The sequence below is a fragment of the Streptomyces sp. NPDC096310 genome (assembly GCF_044763125.1).
In the GTDB taxonomy this organism is placed as follows: domain Bacteria; phylum Actinomycetota; class Actinomycetes; order Streptomycetales; family Streptomycetaceae; genus Streptomyces.
In genome coordinates, this window is record NZ_JBIWFO010000017.1 from 122,100 (window position 1) to 143,806 (window position 21,707).

19 protein-coding genes are annotated in these 21,707 nt (G+C 70.1%); 5 read left to right on the top strand and 14 right to left on the bottom strand.

Annotated elements, in window-relative coordinates:
• Window positions 1-417: 417 nt before the first annotated feature.
• Window positions 418-1,851: a pyruvate kinase gene (pyk, locus tag ACIQ7D_RS26815; protein ID WP_403941609.1), complete on the bottom strand. Its 1,434-nt coding sequence runs from the start codon at window positions 1,849-1,851 to the stop codon at window positions 418-420.
• Between the two features lie 286 nt (window positions 1,852-2,137).
• Here pyk and ACIQ7D_RS26820 point away from each other — a divergent pair, with 286 nt between their 5' ends.
• Window positions 2,138-2,686 carry a hypothetical protein gene (locus tag ACIQ7D_RS26820; protein WP_403941611.1) on the top strand — a complete coding sequence of 183 codons (549 nt, stop codon included), beginning with the start codon at window positions 2,138-2,140 and terminating at the stop codon, window positions 2,684-2,686.
• Between the two features lie 21 nt (window positions 2,687-2,707).
• Here ACIQ7D_RS26820 and ACIQ7D_RS26825 read toward each other — a convergent pair whose 3' ends face one another.
• A complete protein-coding gene (locus ACIQ7D_RS26825) occupies window positions 2,708-3,475 on the bottom strand; it encodes an SIMPL domain-containing protein (RefSeq protein ID WP_403941613.1) in 768 nt (255 codons plus the stop codon).
• A 245-nt stretch (window positions 3,476-3,720) separates the two neighbouring features.
• On the opposite strand from ACIQ7D_RS26825, the gene ACIQ7D_RS26830 reads away from it, so the two are divergent.
• Window positions 3,721-5,532 (top strand): bifunctional metallophosphatase/5'-nucleotidase, encoded by a 1,812-nt coding sequence (locus tag ACIQ7D_RS26830; RefSeq protein ID WP_403941692.1) that lies wholly within the window; start codon window positions 3,721-3,723, stop codon window positions 5,530-5,532.
• A 22-nt stretch (window positions 5,533-5,554) separates the two neighbouring features.
• On the opposite strand, the gene ACIQ7D_RS26835 is transcribed toward ACIQ7D_RS26830, so the two are convergent.
• The 4 genes from ACIQ7D_RS26835 to ACIQ7D_RS26850 all read right to left on the bottom strand — a co-directional run bounded on the left by ACIQ7D_RS26835 (window position 5,555) and on the right by ACIQ7D_RS26850 (window position 11,335).
• Window positions 5,555-6,982: a lysine N(6)-hydroxylase/L-ornithine N(5)-oxygenase family protein gene (locus ACIQ7D_RS26835; RefSeq protein ID WP_403941615.1), complete on the bottom strand. Its 1,428-nt coding sequence runs from the start codon at window positions 6,980-6,982 to the stop codon at window positions 5,555-5,557.
• A 215-nt stretch (window positions 6,983-7,197) separates the two neighbouring features.
• The gene (pepN, locus tag ACIQ7D_RS26840) at window positions 7,198-9,873 is read right to left on the bottom strand and encodes an aminopeptidase N (RefSeq protein ID WP_403941617.1); all 2,676 of its coding nucleotides are present in this window, start codon (window positions 9,871-9,873) and stop codon (window positions 7,198-7,200) included.
• Window positions 9,874-9,962: 89 nt separating this feature from the next.
• Window positions 9,963-10,328, bottom strand: a complete 366-nt coding sequence (locus tag ACIQ7D_RS26845) for a chorismate mutase (RefSeq protein WP_403941619.1) — start codon at window positions 10,326-10,328, stop codon at window positions 9,963-9,965.
• A gap of 11 nt (window positions 10,329-10,339) precedes the next feature.
• Window positions 10,340-11,335: a helix-turn-helix domain-containing protein gene (locus tag ACIQ7D_RS26850; RefSeq protein WP_403941621.1), complete on the bottom strand. Its 996-nt coding sequence runs from the start codon at window positions 11,333-11,335 to the stop codon at window positions 10,340-10,342.
• 174 nt (window positions 11,336-11,509) lie between these two features.
• Between ACIQ7D_RS26850 and ACIQ7D_RS26855 the strand changes: the two genes are divergently transcribed.
• Entirely contained in the window at window positions 11,510-13,315 is a 1,806-nt protein-coding gene (locus ACIQ7D_RS26855; protein ID WP_403941624.1) for a beta-galactosidase family protein, read from the top strand.
• A gap of 89 nt (window positions 13,316-13,404) precedes the next feature.
• Here the strand turns inward: ACIQ7D_RS26855 and ACIQ7D_RS26860 are convergent, their stop codons facing one another.
• A complete protein-coding gene (locus ACIQ7D_RS26860) occupies window positions 13,405-14,220 on the bottom strand; it encodes a S1 family peptidase (RefSeq protein ID WP_403941626.1) in 816 nt (271 codons plus the stop codon).
• Between the two features lie 344 nt (window positions 14,221-14,564).
• Here ACIQ7D_RS26860 and ACIQ7D_RS26865 point away from each other — a divergent pair, with 344 nt between their 5' ends.
• A complete protein-coding gene (locus ACIQ7D_RS26865; RefSeq protein ID WP_403941628.1) occupies window positions 14,565-15,458 on the top strand; it encodes a hypothetical protein in 894 nt (297 codons plus the stop codon).
• A 47-nt stretch (window positions 15,459-15,505) separates the two neighbouring features.
• Window positions 15,506-17,101: an ankyrin repeat domain-containing protein gene (locus tag ACIQ7D_RS26870; RefSeq protein ID WP_403941630.1), complete on the top strand. Its 1,596-nt coding sequence runs from the start codon at window positions 15,506-15,508 to the stop codon at window positions 17,099-17,101.
• A gap of 34 nt (window positions 17,102-17,135) precedes the next feature.
• On the opposite strand, the gene ACIQ7D_RS26875 is transcribed toward ACIQ7D_RS26870, so the two are convergent.
• The 7 genes from ACIQ7D_RS26875 to ACIQ7D_RS26905 all read right to left on the bottom strand — a co-directional run bounded on the left by ACIQ7D_RS26875 (window position 17,136) and on the right by ACIQ7D_RS26905 (window position 21,537).
• Window positions 17,136-17,522 carry a barstar family protein gene (locus ACIQ7D_RS26875; protein ID WP_403941632.1) on the bottom strand — a complete coding sequence of 129 codons (387 nt, stop codon included), beginning with the start codon at window positions 17,520-17,522 and terminating at the stop codon, window positions 17,136-17,138.
• A gap of 31 nt (window positions 17,523-17,553) precedes the next feature.
• Window positions 17,554-17,943, bottom strand: a complete 390-nt coding sequence (locus tag ACIQ7D_RS26880; RefSeq protein ID WP_403941633.1) for a ribonuclease domain-containing protein — start codon at window positions 17,941-17,943, stop codon at window positions 17,554-17,556.
• 227 nt (window positions 17,944-18,170) lie between these two features.
• Entirely contained in the window at window positions 18,171-19,721 is a 1,551-nt protein-coding gene (locus ACIQ7D_RS26885) for a DEAD/DEAH box helicase (protein ID WP_403941635.1), read from the bottom strand.
• A 278-nt stretch (window positions 19,722-19,999) separates the two neighbouring features.
• The gene (locus ACIQ7D_RS26890; protein WP_003969786.1) at window positions 20,000-20,203 is read right to left on the bottom strand and encodes a cold-shock protein; all 204 of its coding nucleotides are present in this window, start codon (window positions 20,201-20,203) and stop codon (window positions 20,000-20,002) included.
• A 262-nt stretch (window positions 20,204-20,465) separates the two neighbouring features.
• On the bottom strand, window positions 20,466-21,002 hold the full coding sequence (locus ACIQ7D_RS26895) for a pyridoxamine 5'-phosphate oxidase family protein (RefSeq protein ID WP_403941637.1): 537 nt from the start codon (window positions 21,000-21,002) through the stop codon (window positions 20,466-20,468).
• 57 nt (window positions 21,003-21,059) lie between these two features.
• The gene (locus ACIQ7D_RS26900; RefSeq protein ID WP_403941639.1) at window positions 21,060-21,302 is read right to left on the bottom strand and encodes a hypothetical protein; all 243 of its coding nucleotides are present in this window, start codon (window positions 21,300-21,302) and stop codon (window positions 21,060-21,062) included.
• On the bottom strand, window positions 21,286-21,537 hold the full coding sequence (locus ACIQ7D_RS26905; RefSeq protein WP_403941641.1) for a DUF6400 family protein: 252 nt from the start codon (window positions 21,535-21,537) through the stop codon (window positions 21,286-21,288). The genes ACIQ7D_RS26900 and ACIQ7D_RS26905 overlap by 17 nt, the downstream gene beginning before the upstream one ends.
• Between the last annotated feature and the right edge of the window lie 170 nt (window positions 21,538-21,707).

Consider the following 21,707-nt stretch of genomic DNA (forward strand, 5'->3'; position numbering starts at 1 on the left):
CTGGCGACTCGCCATGTGGGCCGGCGGGTTGAGCCGCATGGTGTTGTCCCGTCGGCGGTGCTTCGCAGGGCGCCGGCGCACAGTGTGTTTCTGGACCGGGTGTGCGGGGACGGCTGGGTGGTGGCGGGGGATGCGGCTGTGGCTTTCGATCCGCTTTCCTCGCAGGGTGTGCTGACCGCGTTGTACACGGGGATGGGGGCGGGGCTGGCTGTCGATGGCTGGTTGCGGGGGGCGGTGGCGGCCTTGGGTGGTTATGAGGAGGGGGTGCGGCGGGTGCGTGCCGCGTATGTCCGTGGTCATCGGGTGATCCACGCGCAGGAGTCGCGTTGGGCCCATCGTGTCTTCTGGGCTCGTCGGCTGGCGGCGGCGGGGAGTGGCGTACCGCTGTGGGTGCGGGGCAGGTCGTGATCCGGTTGGTTATGTGGGGCTGTCGTCCTCTCCGATGTGGTGCACCCGGACCAGGTTCGTGGAGCCTGCGACGCCGGGTGGGGAGCCTGCGGTGATGACGACGGTGTCGCCTTTGCGGCAGCGGCCGATCCGCAGGAGTTCTTCGTCCACTTGGGCGACCATGGCGTCGGTGGAGTCCACGTGGGGCCCCAGGAACGTTTCTACTCCCCAGGTGAGGTTGAGCTGGGAGCGGGTGGCCGGGTCGGGGGTGAAGGCGAGGAGGGGGATCGGGGAGCGGTAGCGGGAGAGGCGTCTGACCGTGTCGCCGGACTGGGTGAAGGCGACCAGGAACTTCGCATCGAGGAAGTCGCCGATCTCTGCCGCGGCGCGGGCGACGGCGCCGCCCTGGGTGCGGGGTTTGTTGTGGTCGGTGAGGGGTGGGAGCCCGCCTGCGAGGATGTCTTCTTCGGCGGCTTCGACGATGCGGCTCATGGTTCTGACGGTTTCGACGGGGTGTTTGCCGACGCTGGTCTCGCCGGAGAGCATGACGGCGTCGGTGCCGTCGATGACGGCGTTGGCGACGTCGGAGGCTTCGGCGCGGGTGGGGCGGGAGTTGTCGATCATCGAGTCGAGCATCTGGGTGGCGACGATGACGGGTTTGGCGTTGCGCCGGGCGAGTTTGATGGCGCGTTTCTGGACGATGGGTACGTGTTCGAGGGGCATTTCCACGCCGAGGTCGCCTCGGGCGACCATGATGCCGTCGAAGGCGGCGACGATGTCGTCGATGTGGTCGACGGCTTGGGGTTTCTCGATCTTGGCGATGACGGGGAGTCTGCGGTGTTCTTCGTCCATGATGCGGTGGACGTCGTGGATGTCGGCGCCGGTGCGTACGAAGGAGAGGGCGATGATGTCGGCGCCGAGGTGGAGTGCCCAGCGGAGGTCGTCGGTGTCCTTGTCGGAGAGTGCGGGGATGGAGACGGCGACGCCGGGGAGGTTGAGGCCTTTGTGGTCGGAGACCATGCCGCCTTCGACGACGAGGGTGTGGACGCGGGGTCCGTCGACGGAGGTGACTTCGAGGGTGACTTTGCCGTCGTCGACGAGGATGCGTTCGCCCTTGGTGACGTCGGTGGCGAGTCCTTGGTAGGTGGTGGAGCAGGTGTGGCGGTCGCCTTGGTGGGGTTCGACGGTGATGGTGAATGTGTCGCCGCGTTCAAGGAGTACGGGGCCTTCGTGGAAGCGGTCGAGGCGGATCTTCGGGCCTTGAAGGTCGGCGAGGATGCCGATGCTGCGGCCGGTTTCGTCGGCGGCTTTCCGTACGTGCTGGTAGCGCTCCTCGTGTTCGGCGTGGGTTCCGTGGCTGAGGTTGAGGCGGGCGATGTCCATTCCGGCTTCGACCAGTGCTTTGATCTGGTCGTAGGTGTCGGTGGCGGGCCCCAGGGTGCAGACGATTTTTGCTCGGCGCATGGGTCGAGCGTAGAGCTTACCCACCGGTAGGGAATTGGCTCTGTGTGACTGCTCAACAACCTTTGTATGAAGGGTTGTTGACAAGTGTTTCATTGTGCGGAGGGGTGCTCCGATGAGCGTTTCCAGTGCGGAACGCTCGGGGAGTTCCGTGTGCGCCAGGGCGACGGTCCCATCGGATTCCCACCAGTTTCCCATCGGATTCCCACCGGCTTCCGATCGGTTTCCCGCCTCCGACCCCCATCTTTGACCGTGACAGGTCACAAGAACTCCAACGGAGGTCACCTTGATGTCACGGATCACGCGGGCGGGGGCGGCTCTGGCCGTCCTCTTCGGAATCTTGTTCTCCTTGGCTCCCGCCGCGTCGGCGGCGCCGGGCGCGGCGCGCGCCCTCGATCCCTCATGGGCGATGATCAAGAATCAGCAGAGCGGGCTGTGCATACGGCTCCAGGACGCGAAGGTCATCAGCGACTGCTTCGGCCCCCAGTCGGAGATGTACTGGATTTTCACTCATCCCGTCGCGGGAGCCCCGACGGAGTACCGGCATATCAAGGCCGCTTCCTGGGCTCCGGACACCTGCGTAGCCACTGACAGGACCGTTATCAACACGGTCGGCTGCTACACCCCCACGCTCAACCCGATGTGGGTCGTCGTGCGCTACGAGCCGGCGGCTCCGCCCGCCGGCATGGTGGGGCTGCGTATGGAGAACCTCAACACCAGGGTGTGCCTGGACACGCGTTCCGCCAACAACTGGCAGATCTACCCGAACGCGTGCAGTCAGACCTCGGCCTCGCAGCAGTGGAACATTCCGCTGGATGTCTACAACCGGCTCTTCTGACGGAGTGCGCGTGAGGTGAGGTCAACTGCTCTGCGGCGGTGTGGGGTTGATGCCGCTGTCTGAGGTTTCTCGGGGGGTGAGATCCGGCGGGGTCATCGTGAAGCGGGCGTTCACCTGGGCGTGGACGGTCTGCCGCTGCGGTTCGAGGTCGAGTGCGGGTGCGGGCTCCGCGGAGGCCGCACCGCCGTACGCGGCGCTGCGCAGGGCGCCGGGGGCGGGGGGCATGCCGTATCCCCCGCTGTTCTCGGCGCCGATGTCGGCGAGTTCGACCAGGGCGGCGAGGTGGGCGCCGAGTGCTTCCGCGTATTCGCGGGCGCGCTGGACGGCTTCCCGTACGGCTTGGCGGCGGGCTTCGCCGCGGGCCGGGGAGTCGGGGCGCAGGGACCACCAGGGGCCGGTGACGCTGGTGAGTTCGAGGTCGGCGAGGCGGGTGGTGAGTTCGCCGAGGGCGGTGAAGTCGGCGAGTTCGACGGTGAGGTGGACGCGGCCGTGGTAGGCGCGGATGCGTTCGCCGCGGCCGTGTCTGGTGAGTTCGGGGCTGATGGAGAAGGCGCCGGTCTCCAGTTTTTCGATGGCGTCGCCGTAGCTTTTGACGAGGCTGATGACCTGGGTGTTGCGGTGGGTGAGGTCGTCGAGGGCGGTGCGTCGGTCGGTGCCGCGGGCGCCGACGGTGATGGAGATGCGGGCGATTTCGGGGTCGACTTCGAGTTGTGCTTCGCCGCGGACGGCGACTCCGGGGGTTTCGGGGGTGCCGTAGGAGGGGGCGGGGGTCGGGGTGTCGGTGGTCATGGGGCGGCTCCCTCGTGTGTGCGGCGGTGGTGGTCGGTGTTGCTGTGCCTACTGTCGCATCCGGGTCGGACACTCTCCGTGTGAGGCGGGGCGTGGTGGGGGTGCGGCGGGGGGTGTGTCCTCTGGCGGTCATCTGATCGAAACCGTCAGGGGGTGTTGCGGTGTGGTGGTTCTGAGCCAGAATCTACGCGCGTTGTGCAAGGAATCGTTGCGCAATGGCGCAATGGATCGAGGGAGAAGAAGAGATGCCGCTGAACCGTAGGACGCTTCTGGGCAGTGCGGCCGCTGCTGGTGCCGGTGCGGCGCTGGTTGCCGGGGGCACGGCTCCGGCGCAGGCTGCCGGGCATGGTCAGGGTTCCGGTCATGGACGTCCGCCGAAGCGGTACTCGTTCACGGTGATGGGGACGACCGACCTGCATGGGAATGTCTTCAACTGGGATTATTTCACGGACAGGGAGTTCGACGACGCCGCGCACAACGATGTGGGTCTGGCGAAGATCTCGACGCTGGTCGATCAGATCCGCGAGGAGAAGGGCCGGCACAATACGCTGCTGATCGACGCGGGTGACACCATTCAGGGCACTCAGCTCTCGTACTACTACGCGAAGATCGATCCGATCACGGCGAAGCGTGGTCCGGTGCATCCGATGGCGCAGGCGATGAACGCGATCGGTTATGACGCGGCGGCGCTCGGGAATCACGAGTTCAATTATGGTATTCCGGTGCTGCGGAAGTTCGAGGAGCAGGTGCGTTTTCCGCTGCTCGGGGCGAATGCGCTGGATGCGAAGACGTTGAAGCCGGCTTTCGCGCCGTATGTCATCAAGAAGCTGCGGACGCCGCATGGGCGGGATGTGCGGGTGGCGATTCTCGGGCTGACGAATCCGGGGATCGCGATCTGGGACAAGGCGAACGTGCAGGGGAAGATGACGTTTCCGGGTCTGGAGGAGCAGGCGGCGAAGTGGGTGCCGAAGCTGCGTTCGATGGGTGCGGATGTGGTGATCGTGTCGGCGCACTCGGGGTCGGACGGTTCGTCGTCGTACGGTGATCAGCTTCCGTATGTGGAGAACGCGGCGGGTCTGGTGGCCGAGCGGGTGCCGGGTATCGACGCGATCCTGGTGGGGCACGCGCATGCGGAGATCCCGGAGCGCCGGGTGGTCAATACGGAGACGGGTAAGGACGTGGTGTTGTCCGAGCCGCTCAAGTGGGGTCAGCGGCTGACGCTCTTCGACTTCGCGCTGGTGTGGGAGCGGGGGCGCTGGACGGTGGAGCGGGTCACGTCGAAGGTTCTCAACTCGAACACGGTCGTGGAGGACAAGAAGATCACGCGGCTGTTGGCGGATGAGCACCGCAAGGTGGTGGCGTATGTCAACGAGGTGATCGGTTCGTCGACGGCGGCGATGACGACGACGGACGCGCCGTGGAAGGACGAGCCGATCATCGACTTGATCAACCATGTTCAGGCGGAGACGGTGAAGGCGGCGTTGGCGGGTGGCGAGTGGGCGGCGCTGCCGGTGTTGTCGCAGGCGTCGTGTTTCTCGCGTACGGCGGGGATTCCGGCCGGTGAGGTGACGATCAAGGATGCGGCGGGGTTGTATCCGTTCGAGAACACGCTGGAGGCGCGGCTGATGACCGGTGCGCAGCTTCTGGCGTATCTGGAGTATTCGGCGAAGTATTACGTGCGGACGGCGGCGGGCGCGGCGGTGGATACGTCGAAGCTGACGAATGCGGACGGTACGCCGGATTACAACTATGACGTGGTGTCGGGTCTGACGTATGAGATCGATGTCGCGAAGGTGGCGGGTTCGCGGATCGTGGATGTGCGGTTCGGGGGGAAGCCGCTGGATCCGGCGGCGAAGTTTGTGCTGGCGGTGAACAATTACCGGGCGAGTGGTGGCGGTAATTTCCCGCATGTGGCGGGGGCGCAGCAGCTCTGGTCGAATTCGGATGAGATCCGTAACACGATCATCGGCTGGGTGAAGGCGGAGGGGACGGTGGATCCGTCGGTGTTCGCTTCGGTGGACTGGAAGTTGACGCGGGACGGTTCGCCGGTCTTCTGAGGGGCTGGTTGTCCGGTGGTGTTCAGCGGGCTTCGGTGAGGGGGACCAGGCTTCTCGGTGCGGGCACTGTGGGGGTCTGGTCCTGTCCGCCGAGTCCGAAGGTGGTGAAGGCGGTGCGTGGGGGGAGGGTGTAGGGCTCTGTGCCGGTGAGGCGGTGGGTGAGGTGGTTGAGGATGGTGGCGCTGCGCCAGGCGGCGAGTCCGAGGTCGGGTGTGCCGATGCCGTGGGTGTGTCGTTCGGCGTTCTGTACGTAGGCGGAGCCGTTGACGCTGGGGTCGAGGACGAGTCGGTGGTGGGCGTCGATGCGGGGGCGTCCTGAGCTGTCGCGGCGCATGTAGGGGTCGAGTCCGGCGAGGAGCCGGTCGAGGGAGCGTTCGCGGTAGCCGGTGGCGAGGACGACGGCGTTGGTGGTGAGCCGGGTGCGGGTGGCTTGCCGGCGGTGTTCGAGGTGGAGTTCGAGTTGGGTGGTGCCGACGCGGCCTGCGGTGCGGAGGTGGACGCCTGGGGTGAGGGTGGCGTCGGGCCAGCCGCCGTGGAGGGTGCGGCGGTAGAGCTCGTCGTGGATGGCGGCGATGGTTTCGGGGCCGATGCCTTTGTGGAGCTGCCATTGGCTGGGGAGCAGGTCGTCGCGGACGCGTTCGGGGAGGGCGTGGAAGTAGCGGGTGTAGTCGGGGGTGAATTGTTCGAGGCCGAGTTTGGAGTATTCCATGGGGGCGAAGGCTTCGGTGCGGGCCAGCCAGTGGAGGCGTTCGGCTCCGGCGGGGCGGGCGCGCAGGAGGTCGAGGAAGACTTCGGCGCCGGATTGTCCTGAGCCGATGACGGTGATGTGTCCGGCGGCGAGGAGCCGGTCTCGGTGGTCGAGGTAGTCGGCGGAGTGGATGACGGGGACGGTGGGGGCGTCGACGAGGGGTTTGAGCGGGTCGGGTACGTGGGGTTCGGTGCCGATGCCGAGGGCGATGTGGCGGGTGTAGGCGCGGCCGAGGGCTTCGGCTTCGCCGTCGGGGTCGAGTTGGGTGAAGTCGACTTCGAACAGGTCGCGTTCGCCGTTCCAGCGGACGGCGTCGATCTGGTGGCCGAAGTGGAGTCCGGGGAGTTGTTCGCTGACCCAGCGGCAGTAGGCGTCGTATTCGGCGCGCTGGATGTGGTAGCGCTCGGCGAAGTAGAAGGGGAAGAGCCGGTCGCGGGCTTTGAGGTAGCTGAGGAACGACCAGGGGCTGGCGGGGTCGGCGAGGGTGACCAGGTCGGCGAGGAAGGGGACTTGGAGGGTGGCGCCGTCGAGGAGCAGGCCGGGGTGCCAGTGGAAGGCGGGGCTCTGGTCGAAGAAGGCGGTGGTGAGGGGGGTGGGGCCCTGGATGCCGTCGGCGAGGGCGGCGAGGGAGAGGTTGAAGGGGCCGATGCCGATGCCCACCAGGTCGTGGGGGTGGGCGAGGTCGGTGGGGTGGGCGGTCATCGGCGTGTGCTGCCTTCCACGAGTGGTGGTGTCTGGGAAGCACAACGAGGCGACGCTGTCAGGGGTATCGGGGGTTTGGCCGCCGGCTGCCGAAAAGGCTGAAAAGCACTCCGGGCGCGGCCGCCGAAGCATGCCGGGTCGGGTCGGGCCCGGGGCGCGCCGGGGCCCGTCTCGCGTACGTCGGGCGGCCCCCGGCGGTTTCCGTACGGTGGTGTTCAGCCGGTGCGGATCCGCAGCGCGCGGCCCAGGTCGTCGAGTTGGTCGACCAGTTTGCGGCGCAGGGAGGGGATCATCTCCGTACCGTCCAGGTGGCTGAGGCCGAGGCGCAGTGATTCCTCGTCGACGGCGTACGCGGGGAAGGCGTAGCGGCCGGCGGCGTCGGCGATGGCGGGGCCGCGGCGGTCGGCGAGGGCGGTGGCTTCGGGGTAGAAGCGGGGGATGTACTCCCGTACGAGGTCGGCCTGTTCGGGTTGCCAGAAGCCTTTGGCGGTGGCGGTGAAGAGGTAGTTGGAGAGTTCGTCGGTGTCGAAGAGCCGGGCCCAGGCGCGGGTTTTGGCCGCCGGGTCGGGGAGGGCGGCGTGGCAGTGGGCGGCGCCTTCCTGGCCGGTGGCGCTGGGGTCGCGGGCGAGTTCGGTGTCGATGGTGGCGGTGTCGATGGCGCCGAGGACAGCGAGGCGGGTGAGGATGCGCCAGCGGAGTTCGGGGTCGAGTTCGGGGCCGCCGGGGACGCTGCCGGAGTCGAGCCAGTCCTGGAGGGGGTCGGGCTGGGTGGCGGCGTCGATGAAGTGGCGTACGGCGGTGAGGCGCAGGCCGGGGTGGTTGCCGTCCTCGGTGCGGCGGATGAGGTCGCGGCAGAGGGCGGTGAGGGTGGCGAGTGCGGCGGGGCGCTGGGCGGGGGTGAGGTAGCGGTCGGTGATCTGGGTGGCGGCGAAGGCGAGGACGCCTTCGGTGAGGGCGACGTCGGTTTCGTGGGGCAGGTGGGTGCGGGCGGCGTCGAGGTAGGCGGTGGGGGCGAGTTCTCCGTCGCGGACCATGTCGCGGGCGGCGTTCCACAGGACGGTGCGGGTGAGGGGTTCCGGGATGCCGGAGAGGGTGCGCAGTGCGGTGTCCCAGGAGGGTGTGTCGAGGCGGATCTTGGCGTAGGTGTAGTCGCCGTCGTTGAGGAGGACGAGGGCGGGCCTGCGGCCGGGGAGGGTGCGGGGTTCGGTGAGGGGGATGTCGAGTTCGAGGCGTTCGCGTGGGACGAGGCGGGTGGGGCCGGTGCCGTCGTCGGGGGTGGTGTCGTAGGTGCCGACGGTGATGCGGTGGGGGCGGTTGCCGTGGTGGTCGATGTCGAGGGTCCACCGGGTGGTGTGGTCGGTGATGCGGGGGGTGAGGGTGTCGACGCCGGTGGTGCGGAGCCATTGTCCGGCCCAGGCGTGGACGTCGCGGTCGGTGGCGGCGGCGAGGGAGTCGATGAAGTCGGCGAGGGTGGCGTTGGCGAATTTGTGGCGGGCGAAGTGGGTGTTGATGCCGGCGAGGAAGTCTTTTTCGCCGAGCCAGGCGACGAGTTGGCGGAGTGCGGAGGCGCCCTTGGCGTAGGAGATGCCGTCGAAGTTGAGGAGGGCGGAGGCGGTGTCGGGGACGGCGGTGGGGTCGGGGGCGACGGGGTGGGTGGAGGGGCGCTGGTCGGCGTCGTAGCCCCAGCCTTTGCGCCAGATGCCGAAGTCGGTCCAGGTGTCGGTGAAGCGGGTGGCTTCGGTGAGGGTCTGGTAGCCCATGTATTCGGCGAAGGACTCGTTGAGCCAGATGTCGTCCCACCAGGTGAGGGTGACGAGGTCGCCGAACCACATGTGGGCCATTTCGTGGGCGATGACCATGGCGCGGGTCTGGCGTTCGGTGTCGGTGACGGCGGAGCGGTAGACGAATTCGTCGCGGAAGGTGACGAGGCCGGGGTTCTCCATGGCGCCGGCGTTGAATTCGGGGACGAATGCCTGGTCGTAGGAGTCGAAGGGGTACGGTTCCTCGAATTTTTCGTGGTAGCGGTCGTAGCAGGCGCGGGTGATCTCGAAGATCTCGTCGGCGTCGGTGTCGAGGTGGGGGGCGAGGGAGCGGCGGCAGTGGATGCCGAAGGGGAGGCCGGCGTGTTCGGTGCGGATGGTGTGCCAGGGGCCTGCGGCGACGGCGACGAGGTAGGTGGAGATGGGGGGTGTGGGGGCGAGGCTCCAGCGGGTGGCGCGGTTCCGGGCCTTGGCGTCGTGTTCCTTGCCTGTGCCGTCGTGTCCCTGGCCCTTGGCGTCGTGTCCCTTGCCTGTGCCGTCGTGTCCCTGGCCCTTGGCGTCGTGTCCCTTGCCTGTGCCGTCGTGTCCCTGGCCCTTGGCGTCGTGTCCCTGGCCCTTGCCGTCCTGGTCCGTGCCGCTCGGCCGGGCGATTCCGTTGCCGAGGACGGTCCACCGGTCGGGTGCGGTGACGGTCAGCTCGAAGACGGCCTTGAGGTCGGGCTGGTCGAAGGCGGCGAAGACGCGCTGGACGTCCTCCATGAAGAGCTGGGTGTAGACGTAGGTCTCGCCGTCGGTGGGGTCGGTGAAGCGGTGCATGCCCTCGCCGGTACGGGAGTACCGCATGGCGGCGTCGACGCGCAGTTCGTGCGCGCCGGCGGTGAGTCCGGTGAGGGCGAGCCGGTTCCCGTCGAGGGTGGCGGGGTCCAGGCTCGCGCCGTCGAGGGTGACGGTGCGCAGGGTGGCGGGCTTCAGCTCGACGAAGGTGTCTCCGGCCGCCCGGGCCGTGAACTGTATGACGGTGCTGGAGTCGAAGGTGTCCTCGCCGGTGGTCAGATCGAGGGCGATCGTGTACCGCTGGACTTCGAGGAGCCGGGCTCGGGTCTGCGCTTCGTCGCGCGTCAGTACGGGCATGGAGCCATGCTGCCCGATGGGCCGGGGGCCGCGCAGCATGGTTCTTTGCGCTGTGAGCGCACGGCTCCTCCCGGGGGAGCGCCCTCGTCTCAGGGGTGGTCGGCGCGGTTCTCGCCGGCGATCGTCTCGTGGTGGCGGATCACCTCGGCGATGATGAAGTTGAGCAGTTTCTCGGCGAAGGCGGGGTCGAGGTGGGCGCTCTCGGCGAGCTGGCGGAGCCGGGTGATCTGGCGGGCTTCGCGGGCCGGGTCGGCCGGTGGGAGCTGGTGTTCGGCTTTGAGGTGGCCGACCTGCTGGGTGGCTTTGAAGCGCTCGGCGAGCATGTGTACGACGGCGGCGTCGATGTTGTCGATGCTCTGGCGGAGGCGGGTCAGTTCGGACTGCACCGACGGGTCGATGGCGCTGCCGCCGCCGCTGTCGTTGCCGGGGGTGGTGCCGGGGTCGCTCGTGGTCATGGTCCGGCAGCTTAGACGGAGCGGGGTGGGGCGCTTTCGGGGTGGTCAGTATGCGGGACCCCGTCCGCCGGTACGCCGGACTCCCCCGCGCCGTCGCCGTCCGCCGGTACGCCGTGCACGCCTGCCCCCGCGCCGTCCGCCGGTACGCCGGGGTCCCCCAGGCCTTCCGTCTCGGCCGCGCCCGGCACCGTACGGCTCTGCTGCTCGCGGAAGCGTACGGGTGCGGTCCCGACGCGGCGGGTGAACAGCCGGGAGAAGTAGGCGGGGTCGTCGTAGCCGACCCGGCGGGCGACGGCGGCGACGGGCAGTTCGGTGGCGACGAGGAGTTCCTTGGCGTGGCCGAGGCGGATCCCCAGCAGGTAGTCCTTGGGGCTGCGTCCGGAGGCGCGGCGTACGGCAGCGCGCAGGGCGGCCGGGGTCATTCCGTGGCGGGCCGCGTGTTCGGCGACGGTGAGCGGCCGGCAGGCGTCGCGGGCGAGTGCCTGGAGTACGGGGTCGCCTTCGGCGTCGGTGTCGGCGCGGGCGCGGCGCAGGGCGACGAGCAGTTCGTGGACGGCGGCGCCGGTCTCGACTTCGAGCAGGGGGTTGCCGTGGCGGGCGGCGCGGGCGATGCGGGCGACGGCGGCGCGGGGGGCGGTCGCGTCGGCGAGGGGGACGACGGGCCGGTCGGGTTCGATGTAGCCGAGTTCGGTGTAGGTGGTGGTGGCGGGTCCGGTGAAGTCGACGAAGCTCTCGTCCCAGCCGTCCTGCTGGTCGGGGCCGTAGTGGTGGGTGATGCCCGGGGTGAGCCAGAGCAGTGCGGGCGCGGTGACGGTGGTGCGGCGTCCGTCGGCGGAGCGGTACCAGCCGCTGCCGGTGCTGATGACGACGGCGACGTGGTGGTCGAGGGTGCGGGGGCCGACGACGGGGATGGCGCCCTGCTGGAGGCCGACGCCGAGGCAGACGAGTCCGAGCCCGTGGTGGACCGGTCCGGGGCTGAAGAACCGCATCCAGGTGTGGTGGGTCATCCGCTCCCCCGTCCCCTTTCTTCTCCTTCTCCCCGCCGTTCCGTCCAATGAGTGCTGATCTTTGTCCATGGACCGTGGGTCCGCCACCGGGGAGGGTGGGACGGGCAGGCAGGACGGCTGACGTGGTTCGGCCGACATGAGGGCGGACGACCAGAACGGACGGTGGCTGAGCCGATGACCGGTTTCACGGTGGGGAAAGAGCATTTCGAGGTGGACGGCCGTCCGGTGCGGCTGCTGTCGGGGGCGCTGCACTACTTCCGGATCCATGAGGAGCATTGGGCGCACCGGCTCGGGATGTTGCGGGCGATGGGCCTCAACTGTGTGGAGACGTACGTTCCGTGGAATCTGCATGAGCCGGAGCCCGGCCGGTTCCACGAGGTCGGGGCGCTCGGCCGGTTCCTGGACGCGGCGCACGCGGCGGGGCTGTGGGCGATCGTGCGGCCGGGTCCGTACATCTGCGCCGAGTGGGAGAACGGCGGGTTGCCGCACTGGCTGACGGGGCCGCTGGGGGCGCGGGTGCGGACGAGGGATCCGGAGTTCCTGGGTGCGGTGGGGCGCTGGTACGGGGAGCTGCTGCCGCTGGTCGCGGAGCGGGAGTTCGGCCGGGGCGGTCCGGTGATCATGGTGCAGGTGGAGAACGAGTACGGGAGTTACGGCACGGATCAGGTGTATCTGGAGCGGCTGACGGAGCTGACGCGGGCGGGCGGGATCACGGTGCCGCTGTTCACGTCGGACGGGCCTGAGGAGCACATGCTGACGGGCGGCATGGTTCCGGGGCTGCTGGCGACGGTGAATTTTGGTTCGGGTGCGGGCGCGGCGTTCGAGACGTTGCGCCGTTACCGTCCCGAAGGGCCGTTGATGTGCATGGAGTTCTGGTGCGGTTGGTTCGAGCACTGGGGCGGGAAGCCGGTCGTACGGGATCCGGCGGACGCGGCGGGTGCGCTGCGGGAGGTCCTGGAGGCCGGGGCGTCGGTCAATGTGTACATGGCGCACGGGGGGACGAACTTCGCGGGGTGGGCGGGGGCGAACCGGGCCGGTGAGCTGAACGGTGGGGCGCTGGAGCCGGATGTGACGTCGTACGACTACGACGCGCCGATCGATGAGGCGGGCCGTGCGACGGAGAAGTTCCGGTTGTTCCGCGAGGTGTTCGCGGAGTATCAGGAGGGTCCGCTGCCGGAGATCCCGCAGGCGCCCCCTGTGCTGGCCGCGCCGGTGGCGGCGGAGTTCACGGGGTGGGCGCCGCTGGCCGCGGTCCTGGAGACGCTCGGCGGCCCGGAGTCGGAGTGGGTGCTGCCGCCGACGTTCGAGGAGTTGGGCGTGGACCGGGGGCTGGTCCGCTACCGGGTGGACATCCCGGGTCCTCGGGTGCCGCAGCGGCTCACGCTGGCGGGGTTGCGCGATCTGGCGGTGGTGTACGTGGACGGTGTACGGGCCGGGGCGGGGGCGCTGAGCGACGGGGCGCCTGCGCTCGCGGAGCCGGTGGCGGGGCCGGCGTCGGTGGAGATCTGGGTGGAGTCGCTGGCGCGGATCAACTACGGGCCGCATCTGGGCGAGTCGAAGGGGATCACGGGCGGGGTGCTGCATGAGCGGCAGTTTCTGCACGGGGTGCGGGCGCGGGGGCTGCGGCTCGACGCGTTCGACGACGCGGAAGCGGTGGCGCGGATCCCGTACGGGGCGGTGCCGCGAGGCCTGTCGGAGGAGTCGTCGAAGGGTTCACCGGAGGGTTCACCGGACGGGGGGCGGGAACGCGGGTTGTTCCGCGCGTCGTTCACGGTGGCGGGCGCGGGTGACGCGAGGCTGTCGCTGCCGTCGTGGACCCGGGGCTTCGTCTGGGTGAACGGTTTCTGCCTGGGCCGCTACTGGTCCGCCGGGCCGCAGGAGTCGCTGTATGTCCCGGGTCCTGTGCTGCGTGAGGGTGCCAACGAGCTGTGGGTGCTGGAGCTGGACGCGGCGGGCGATTCGCGAGTGCGTCTGTCCTGAGACAGGGGCGAGGGGGCGTGCACCGGACCGGCGGGTCCGGCACACACCCCCTCAGGTCACGGTGTGTGGGGTACTACCAGGTGGTGGTGCTAGAGAGTCGCGGCGGCCGAGGCGATCGCGGAGGCGAAGGTCGAGACCTCGGTGTAGACGCCGGGGTAGCCGGGCCTGGCGCAGCCGTTGCCCCAGCTCACGATGCCGACCTGGACGTAGGCGCCGGAGTTGTCGGTACGGAACATCGGGCCGCCCGAGTCACCCTGGCAGGTGTCGGTGCCGCCGCTCGCGTACCCGGCGCAGATCTCCTCGCCGGCTATGATGTCGCCGCCGTACGAGGAGTTGCAGCTCGCGTCGGAGACGAACGGCACGGTCGCCTTGAGCAGGTAGCGCTGCTGGGCGCCGCCCTCGGTGGCCGCGCCCCAGCCGGCGACGGTGAAGTTGCCGGTGTTGTACTGCGTGGTGGTCGCGATCTTCAGCGTCGGCTGGTTGATCGGCGTGGCGAGCTTGATCAGCGCCCAGTCCTTGCCCGCGCCGTTGTAGCCGGGGGCCTGGAGGACCTTGGTGGACTTGACCTTGATGGCGCTGGCGCTCTGGAGGTCCACGACGCCGGCGGTGGCGGTGATGCTCGTGTTGTTGCCGGAGCCGCTCACACAGTGCGCGGCGGTCAGCACGACGGTCGGGGAGTACAGCGCGCCGCCACAGCCCATGGAGAGCCGGACCATGAAGGGGAATTCGCCCTGGGCGGCTCGGGTGCCGCCGACGACGGGCGGGGCGAGGGGCGCGGCGGCCTGGGCGGCGGGGGCCGGGGCCGGCAGCGGTGAGGCGGAGGCGGAGGACGGCTGAAGGCTGATGGCGGCGAGAGCGACGGCGCCGACGGCGGCGCATCTCTTCAGGGCACCAAGAATGCTCAACGGTCTGCCTTTCGTGGGGGATGCGTGTGGGGGTGGTGCGGCGGGCCCGGGTCGACGCGCGTTGCGTGCGATGACATGGGCCCGACAAGAAAGCGTGATCCGGATTATGCGGAGGGAATACACCGCGCCACAAGAACTTGCTTTCGGCCACGGTGAACGAGCACTTGTCGGCCACCGACCGCTGACCGGACGCCCGGCGGTTCACCCACCCCCGCCCACGGCGGACCCGGAGAACCGGCGCGGTGCGCTCCCGCGCCCCGCCCCCGTACCGCCGTACAGTTGACGGGTGCGGGCCCGACCGCCCCGCGCGCCGGGCCACAGGGCAGGCGGAGGGGGCAGGGGACGTGACAGTCGGCGGCGAGGTCGTCCACGGTTATCCGCATCTGGACACGGTGCGCGCCGCGATCAGCGCGCTCTACCACCGGCTGTCGGCCGACGGCATCCGGGCGTACGCCCCCAGCGTGGCCCCGGCCGATGTCGCCTTCTCCGATCTGGACGACCTCCATCTGGGCACCCAGCGGGTGGCGCACGCCCTGGTCCAGCAGCTCCGGCTGCCCGACGCGCGCGTGATCGTGAGTTTCCGGGAGATGACGCACGCGGCGAACGTGGAGCTGACGGCGGGCCCCGAGTACTTCGTCGAACTGAACGACCGCTTCCGTACCCACCGCAGGGACATCGGCGCCGCGCTCGCCCACGAGATCACCCATGTCCTGCTGCACCGGCTGGGGCTGTCCTTCCCCGGCACCCGGGACAACGAGATCCTCACCGACACGGCCACCACCTACCTGGGCGCGGGCTGGCTGCTGCTCGACGCGTACCGCGAGGACCGCGACTCCAGCCAGAAGCTCGGCTATCTGACGCCGGAGGAGTTCGGCTACGTCCTCGCCAAGCGCGCGGCGGTCTTCGACGAGGATCCGCGGATCTGGTTCACCAGTCCGCAGGGGTACACGTCGTATACGAAAGGCAGGGCGCAGGCGCAGCGCGACGAGCAGCAGCCGCCGCTGACGACGGCGGGCTGGGCGGGCCGGCACCGCTACGCCAAGGACCGCCGCTACGCGCTCGACCACCCGGGCGCCGTCTCCGACCCCGCCTCGCCGTACGCGTTCGAGACGCTGCGGGACGGGCCGCGCGTCTCGTTCCCCTGCCCGACGTGTCTCCAGCGGATCCGGGTGCCTGTACGGGGGCGGGTCAGGGCGCGGTGCGGACTCTGCGGGACGGTCCTGCACTGCGACACGTGAGCGAACGCCCGGTCACACGTCCGGTCCGGGAAACGTAGGGTCGAAGTATGACGAAAGAGGCGGCAGTCGGGGTCAGCGGCCTGTTCGAGGCGGTGGCCGACGGCGCGGACGACACCGTCGTACGGCTGCTCAGGGCGGGCGTGTCGGCCGAGGCGACGGATACGGACGGCGAGACGGTCCTGTACCGGGCGGCGGTCAGCGACGAGCCGGGGATGGTACGGCTGCTGCTCGCCGCGGGCGCCGATCCGCAGCGCGCGAGCGGCCCCGAGGGCTGGGACCTGCCGCTGTGCGCGGCGGCCTGCGGCGGCCACACCGAGGTCGTACGGGCGCTGCTCGCGGCCGGGGCGGCGCCGGACGGCCGGGAGGCGTTCGACTACACGGCGATCGCCTGGGCGGTGGTGCAGGGGTTCGCGGACACGGCGGAGACCCTGCTGGAGTACGGCGCGGACCCGGATCTGCCGGGCCCGGGCGGGGAGGCGCCGCTGGTGCTGGCGGCCCGGCGCGGCTCGACGGCGACCGTACGCGTCCTGCTGCGGTACGGCGCCGGCGAGCGCGATGGCGGATCCGTGTACGCCGGCGGACCGCTGGATGCCCCGGCGCACACGGACCCCGGCACGCGCGGGGCGGCGCTCGCCGAGGCGCGGCGCTGGATGGCGCTCGATGTCGAACAGGAGCTGCGGGCGGGGCTGCTGAGCGCCTACGGCGAGGGGTACGAGACGGTGGTGCGCCGGATCCGGGAGGAGGGTTCGGAGACCGTCGTGGTCGAACTGCTGCGGGACGGCGGCCCGGTGGCCGGGCGCGAGCAGCAGACGGGGCACGCGGCCGTCGTGACGCTGCTGGAGACGGAGCTGGGGATCGCGACGCCGTACGAGGAGCTGGCTGAGCGTGCGCTGGGCTGCGGGGATCCTGAGCTGGACGACTGGACCGAGGCGGTCGCCGCGCTGTGGCGGCGCGGCGACGAGGAAACGTTCCTGACCTGCGCGGCGTGGTGCGCGAGCGACGAACCGCTGCGGCAGGCGTTCGCCGCCGACGTACTGGCGCGGCTGGGCGCGACGGGCGGCCCCGGAGTGGTCCCGGAGGCGGCCGACGGGGGCAGCCCGTTCGCGGCCCGCGCGGTGCCCCTGCTGCGGGAGCTGTCCCGGCAGGCGGTGGAGCCGGAGCTGATCAGCTCGGCCGTGGTGGCGCTGGGCCAGCACGGCGACCCGGCAGCGCTGCCGGAAATCCTGCGCCACGCGGCGCACCCGGACACGGGGGTACGGCGCCGGGTCGCCGTCGCGCTGACCGGGCTCGTACCGGCGGACCACCGCAACGGTGTACGCACGGAGCTGCGGCTGAGCCGGGACGCGGACGCGTCGGTCAGGGACCGGGCGGTGCTGGCCCTGGCGGTGCTGGAGGCGGACACGCACGAGATCCGGGAGGCGCTGGCGGCGCGGCTGAACGAGCCGGACGCGCGGACGGCCGCGCGGGCGGCGTGGGGGCTCGCGGTACGGCGTGATCCCCGTGCGGTGGCCGCGCTGGAGCGGATCCTGCTGGACGAGGACCCGGCAGGGCGGGCGCGCCGGACGGCGGCGGAGGCGGTGGCCTACGTACCGCAGGGCCCGGAGCGGCAGCGCCTGGAGTGCACACTCCCGCGCCGCCGCTGACGGACCGTACGGGGCCCGCGGTGCGCACCGTGGTTCACATGAGCCGCAGCGTCCCGGGCGCCTCTTCCTCGATGAGCTGGACCAGCTCGTCGAAGACGGTGGGCCCCCGGCCCGCGAGGGCGTCCTCCAGCCGGGCCCGCGCGGCGGGCCGGTTGTCGGGGTGCGTGCGCTCCAGCCGCCGCTGGAGCGTCCGCACGGTCTCCTCCTGGCCGAGCGCCCGGCGCGACAGCTCGTGCCGGCGCCATTCGATGACGAAGTCGCCGTCGTCCGGTGTTCCGTAGCCGCCGCGCAGACAGTCCGCGAGCGCGTCGAGGTTGCCCCCGAAGTACCCGCCGGGCCCGTTCACGGCGGCGCCGATCACCTGCCAGAAGCGGTCGAGGCCGGTGACCTCCGCCCCGTCGATCACATATGTCACCGTCATGGGACGGAGGTTACCTTCCGGGGAGCCGAGTTCAGCAGGAGTACTTGACGAGCGAGAACGACGCGTAGTGGTCGGCCGTGTAGTAGTCCTCGCTGGCCTTGGCGCCGGTGACGATACGGCGCGCGCCACGGTTCGAGGAGCCCGGCGTGATGACGGTGTACTCGTGGTAGTAGCTGGCGGACTGGGACGGCAGGATGCCTTCGCGGTTCTGGAAGACGCCGCCGTCCTGCGAGTACGGGAACGGTCCGCCGGCGTCGATCAGGTCGAGCGTGTCGTGGGCCTGGGACGGCAGGTTGGAGTAGCAGATGCTGCCGACCGCTGTGGGGGCGGCGGTGGCGGTAGCGGTGACTCCACCGACGAGCAGAGTCGAGACCAGAGCGGCGAGACCACCGAGGGTGGCGATACGTGGGGGAATTCGCATGCCTCATGATGACGCGCGTAGACGTGCACACGTCAATAACAACCGCGTGGAATTTCCCCGAAGTTAACGGTCCGCCCCGTCCGGGCGCCCCCTGTACACCGCCCCGTACGCCCTCCCCCGGGCCCCTGCCTCCGGGCCGTCGGCAGCCTTCCGCCGCCTCCCGGAACGGCCGGGGCCCGGCGGCGTGTTCCGCCACGCCACCGGGCCCCGCCTGCCGTTGTCCGCGCTCAGGCGGCCGTACGCCGGCCGCCCTGGGCGCCACGGCCCGAGCCACCGGCCCCGCCCGCGCCGCCGGAGCCACCGCGGCGGCCACGGCTGCCGCGTGACGAACCGCCACCGGCCGCGCGCGCTCCGCCGTCCGGGTTGCCCCGGGCGGGGCGGGAGGTACGCGTCCGCTGCGCCTTCGGCTTCTGCTGGACCACGGGCTGCGGCACCTCGATGGTGACGGCCACCCCGGAGGGCACCCGCGCACCGGTGAGCGTCGCCAGCTCCTCGTCCGTGGACTTGATCCGCGCGGACCTCGGCGCGATGCCCGCGTCGGACATCAGCCGGGTCATCTCCCGCCGCTGCTCGGGCAGGACGAGCGTGACCACGCTGCCGGACTCCCCCGCCCTGGCGGTGCGCCCGCCACGGTGCAGGTAGTCCTTGTGGTCGACGGGCGGGTCCACGTTCACGACCAGGTCGAGATCGTCGACGTGGATGCCACGCGCCGCGACATTGGTCGCCACGAGGCAGGTGACCAGACCGGTCTTGAACTGTTCGAGCGTCCGGTTGCGCTGCGGCTGCGAACGGCCACCGTGCAGCCCCGAGGCCCGTACACCGCTCGCCAGCAGCCGCTTGACCAGCCGGTCCACGGAACGCTTGGTGTCCAGGAAGAGCAGCACCCGGCCGTCCCGCGCGGCGATCCGCGTGGTGACTTCCTTCTTGTCCGTCTCGTCCAGGACGTACAGCACGTGGTGCTCCATCGTGGTGACCGCGCCCTGGGACGGGTCGACGGAGTGCACGACGGGGTCGGTGAGGTACTGCCGTACGAGACGGTCGATGTTCTTGTCCAGCGTCGCCGAGAACAGCATCCGCTGGCCGTCCGGCTCGACCTGCTTGAGCAGCGCCGTGACCTGCGGCATGAAACCCATGTCGGCCATCTGGTCGGCCTCGTCCAGCACGGTGATCGAGACCTGGTCGAGCCGGCAGTCGCCGCGCTCGATGAGGTCCTTCAGCCGTCCCGGCGTGGCCACGAGCACCTCGGCGCCGCGCCGCAGCGCACCCGACTGCTTGCCGATGGAAAGCCCGCCGACGACCGTGGTCAGCTTCAGGTTGACGGCGGTCGCGTACGGGGTGAGCGCGTCGGTGACCTGCTGCGCCAGCTCCCGGGTGGGCACCAGCACGAGGGCGAGTGGCGCGCGCGGCTCGGCGCGGCGCCCGGCCGTACGGGCCAGCAGCGCGAGACCGAAGGCGAGCGTCTTACCGGAACCGGTCCGCCCACGGCCGAGGATGTCCCGGCCGGCGAGCGAGTTCGGCAGGGTCGCGCCCTGGATCGGGAAGGGTTGGGTGACGCCCTGGGCGGTGAGGGTTTTCAGCAGCCCTGCGGGCATGTCCAGCTCGTCGAACGCCTCGACAGCGGGCAGTGCGGGGGTGAGGGTCTCCGGCAGCGTGAACTCCTGCGGCCGGGCCGGGGCGCGGCGGGCGGGTGCCTTCGCGGCTCCTCCCCTGGCGCGAGAGTTCACCGGGCGCTTACCAGCAGGTCGGGGTGCACGTGCCGGGCGTTCGGATCGAGTCATTCGGTACTAGGGCCTTTCGTTTGGGTCTGGCTGGATCAGGGAGCGAGGTCTGGGTGCCGTGGATCGCAAGGCGGAGGAGGGAGGCGACGCGAAGCGTCGTGGACCGACGACAACGCCACGAGACGCGGTGCCAGGCACGCGAGCCCAGCAAGATCCAAACGGAAGGCCCTAGCCTTCCTGGGCCTGAGGACGGCCTGGGCCTTGGGCCTGAGGACAGCGCGAGCCGGGGCCCGCACCGTGCAGGTGCGAGCCCCGGCTGCGAGGTGCAACGTCCGGATTCAGGCCGGGACGATGTTCTCCGCCTGCGGGCCCTTCTGGCCCTGCGTGACGTCGAACGAGACCTTCTGGCCCTCCTGGAGCTCACGGAAGCCCGAGGTGGCGATGTTCGAGTAGTGGGCGAAGACGTCGGCGCCGCCGCCGTCCTGCTCGATGAAGCCGAAGCCCTTTTCCGAGTTGAACCACTTCACGGTGCCAGTAGCCATGTCATTCTCCTAAAACAGGTGCAGAGCCGGAAATCCGCACTTTACGGATTCCTCGTCGCCGCATTGAGCCCCATCCGGAGAAGCCGGCAAAAACAATAATGCGCCTGAGGAACATTCCCGTCAGGCGCACATAAAGTTCATGGGTACCAAAACTGCAACGCAGTCAGCCTAGCACGCCCCGGCGGCGGAGATCGAGAGGGACACCTCACACCCTCGCGATCTTCCGCCACCGGTCCCCGCACACCCCTTCTCGGCCCTCTTCTCAGCCCTCTTCGCGGTGATCCACGCGGTGATCGTCACGAGGATCCTCGCGGGGCGGTCCTTCACCGGGGCCGCGCCGCAGGGTGCGGACCGGGCTCCCCTGCCGCCAGACCCGTATGACCAGGTCAGAGCCGTCGACGGTGGTCTCCACGACCTCCTCGGGGCTGACCCGGAAGAGCAGGAACGGCTCCGGCGGCGACTGATCGACGGCGAACCGCGCCCGTACCGCCTCGTCCCGCACCTCCACCGCGCGCCCGCCGATCCTGATGTCCCCGTCCGCCATTCGGTCATCCGGCCCCGGATTCGCGTGCACGGCGAATCGCGGATCGCGCTCAAGATCCCGCGCCTTCCGCGAATGAGGCATCATCCCGAGCCACAACTCCCCCCACCGGAAGGTGACTTCGAGCCCGGTGACGCGGGGGGAGCCGTCTTTTCTGAGGGTGGCGAGCACATGGTGGGAGTACTTCTCGAACCGCCACCGAACGGCCTCGGCGAAGCGCGGCTCCGCCGAGGCGAAATCGGCCCAGGTGAATGTCATGGGGCCAGCCAATCGGGAATACCCGACATCTTCTGTCGCCATTTACCGATGGTTCGGTCAGGCGCAGGAGCCGCCGCCGGGGCGGGAGACACCGGGGCGGGTGTTCCATGACCACATGTGCGTGCAGCGCGGGCACTGGAGGTGGACGACCGGTCCGCTGTTGGAGATCAGGTAGCGCCAGTGCTCGCCACAGTTGCGCCGGTCCGCGCAGGTCGCGCAGTGGCGGGCGTCGTCGCAGACGGGGCAGGCCACCCAGGCGCGGCGGGCGGGGTCCGCCTGCGGATCAATGGGCAGCCGCACGGCCCGGGTCCTCTCCTGGCAGGATGCCGGCCGCCACCAGCATGTCGTAGGTGCGCTGCTGCTCGGCGTCCAGACCCGAGTAGAGCAGGGCGTACGCCTCGTCCTCGCCCTGGAGGGCGGCCACCGGGTCCCAGTCGGGGCCGAGCGCGGCCATGACCTCGGTACGTCGCCGAGCCTCCTCGAAGGTCAGGTCGATCATGAAGGGGGTGAGTTCGTGGGCGTTGTCCTGGTTCATGGCGAGACTTCCGATGTGCGGACGGAACACCACCACCCTTACCAGGCGCACCCGGCCGCAGGGAAGGGTGGCCTAAGTCTCCCCCTGATCGTCCGGGCGACACTCCGCCCGGCCCCGCGCGAGGACACCCGTCGGATCGGCCGCCGGCGGTGGGCCGTTGCCGTCACCCG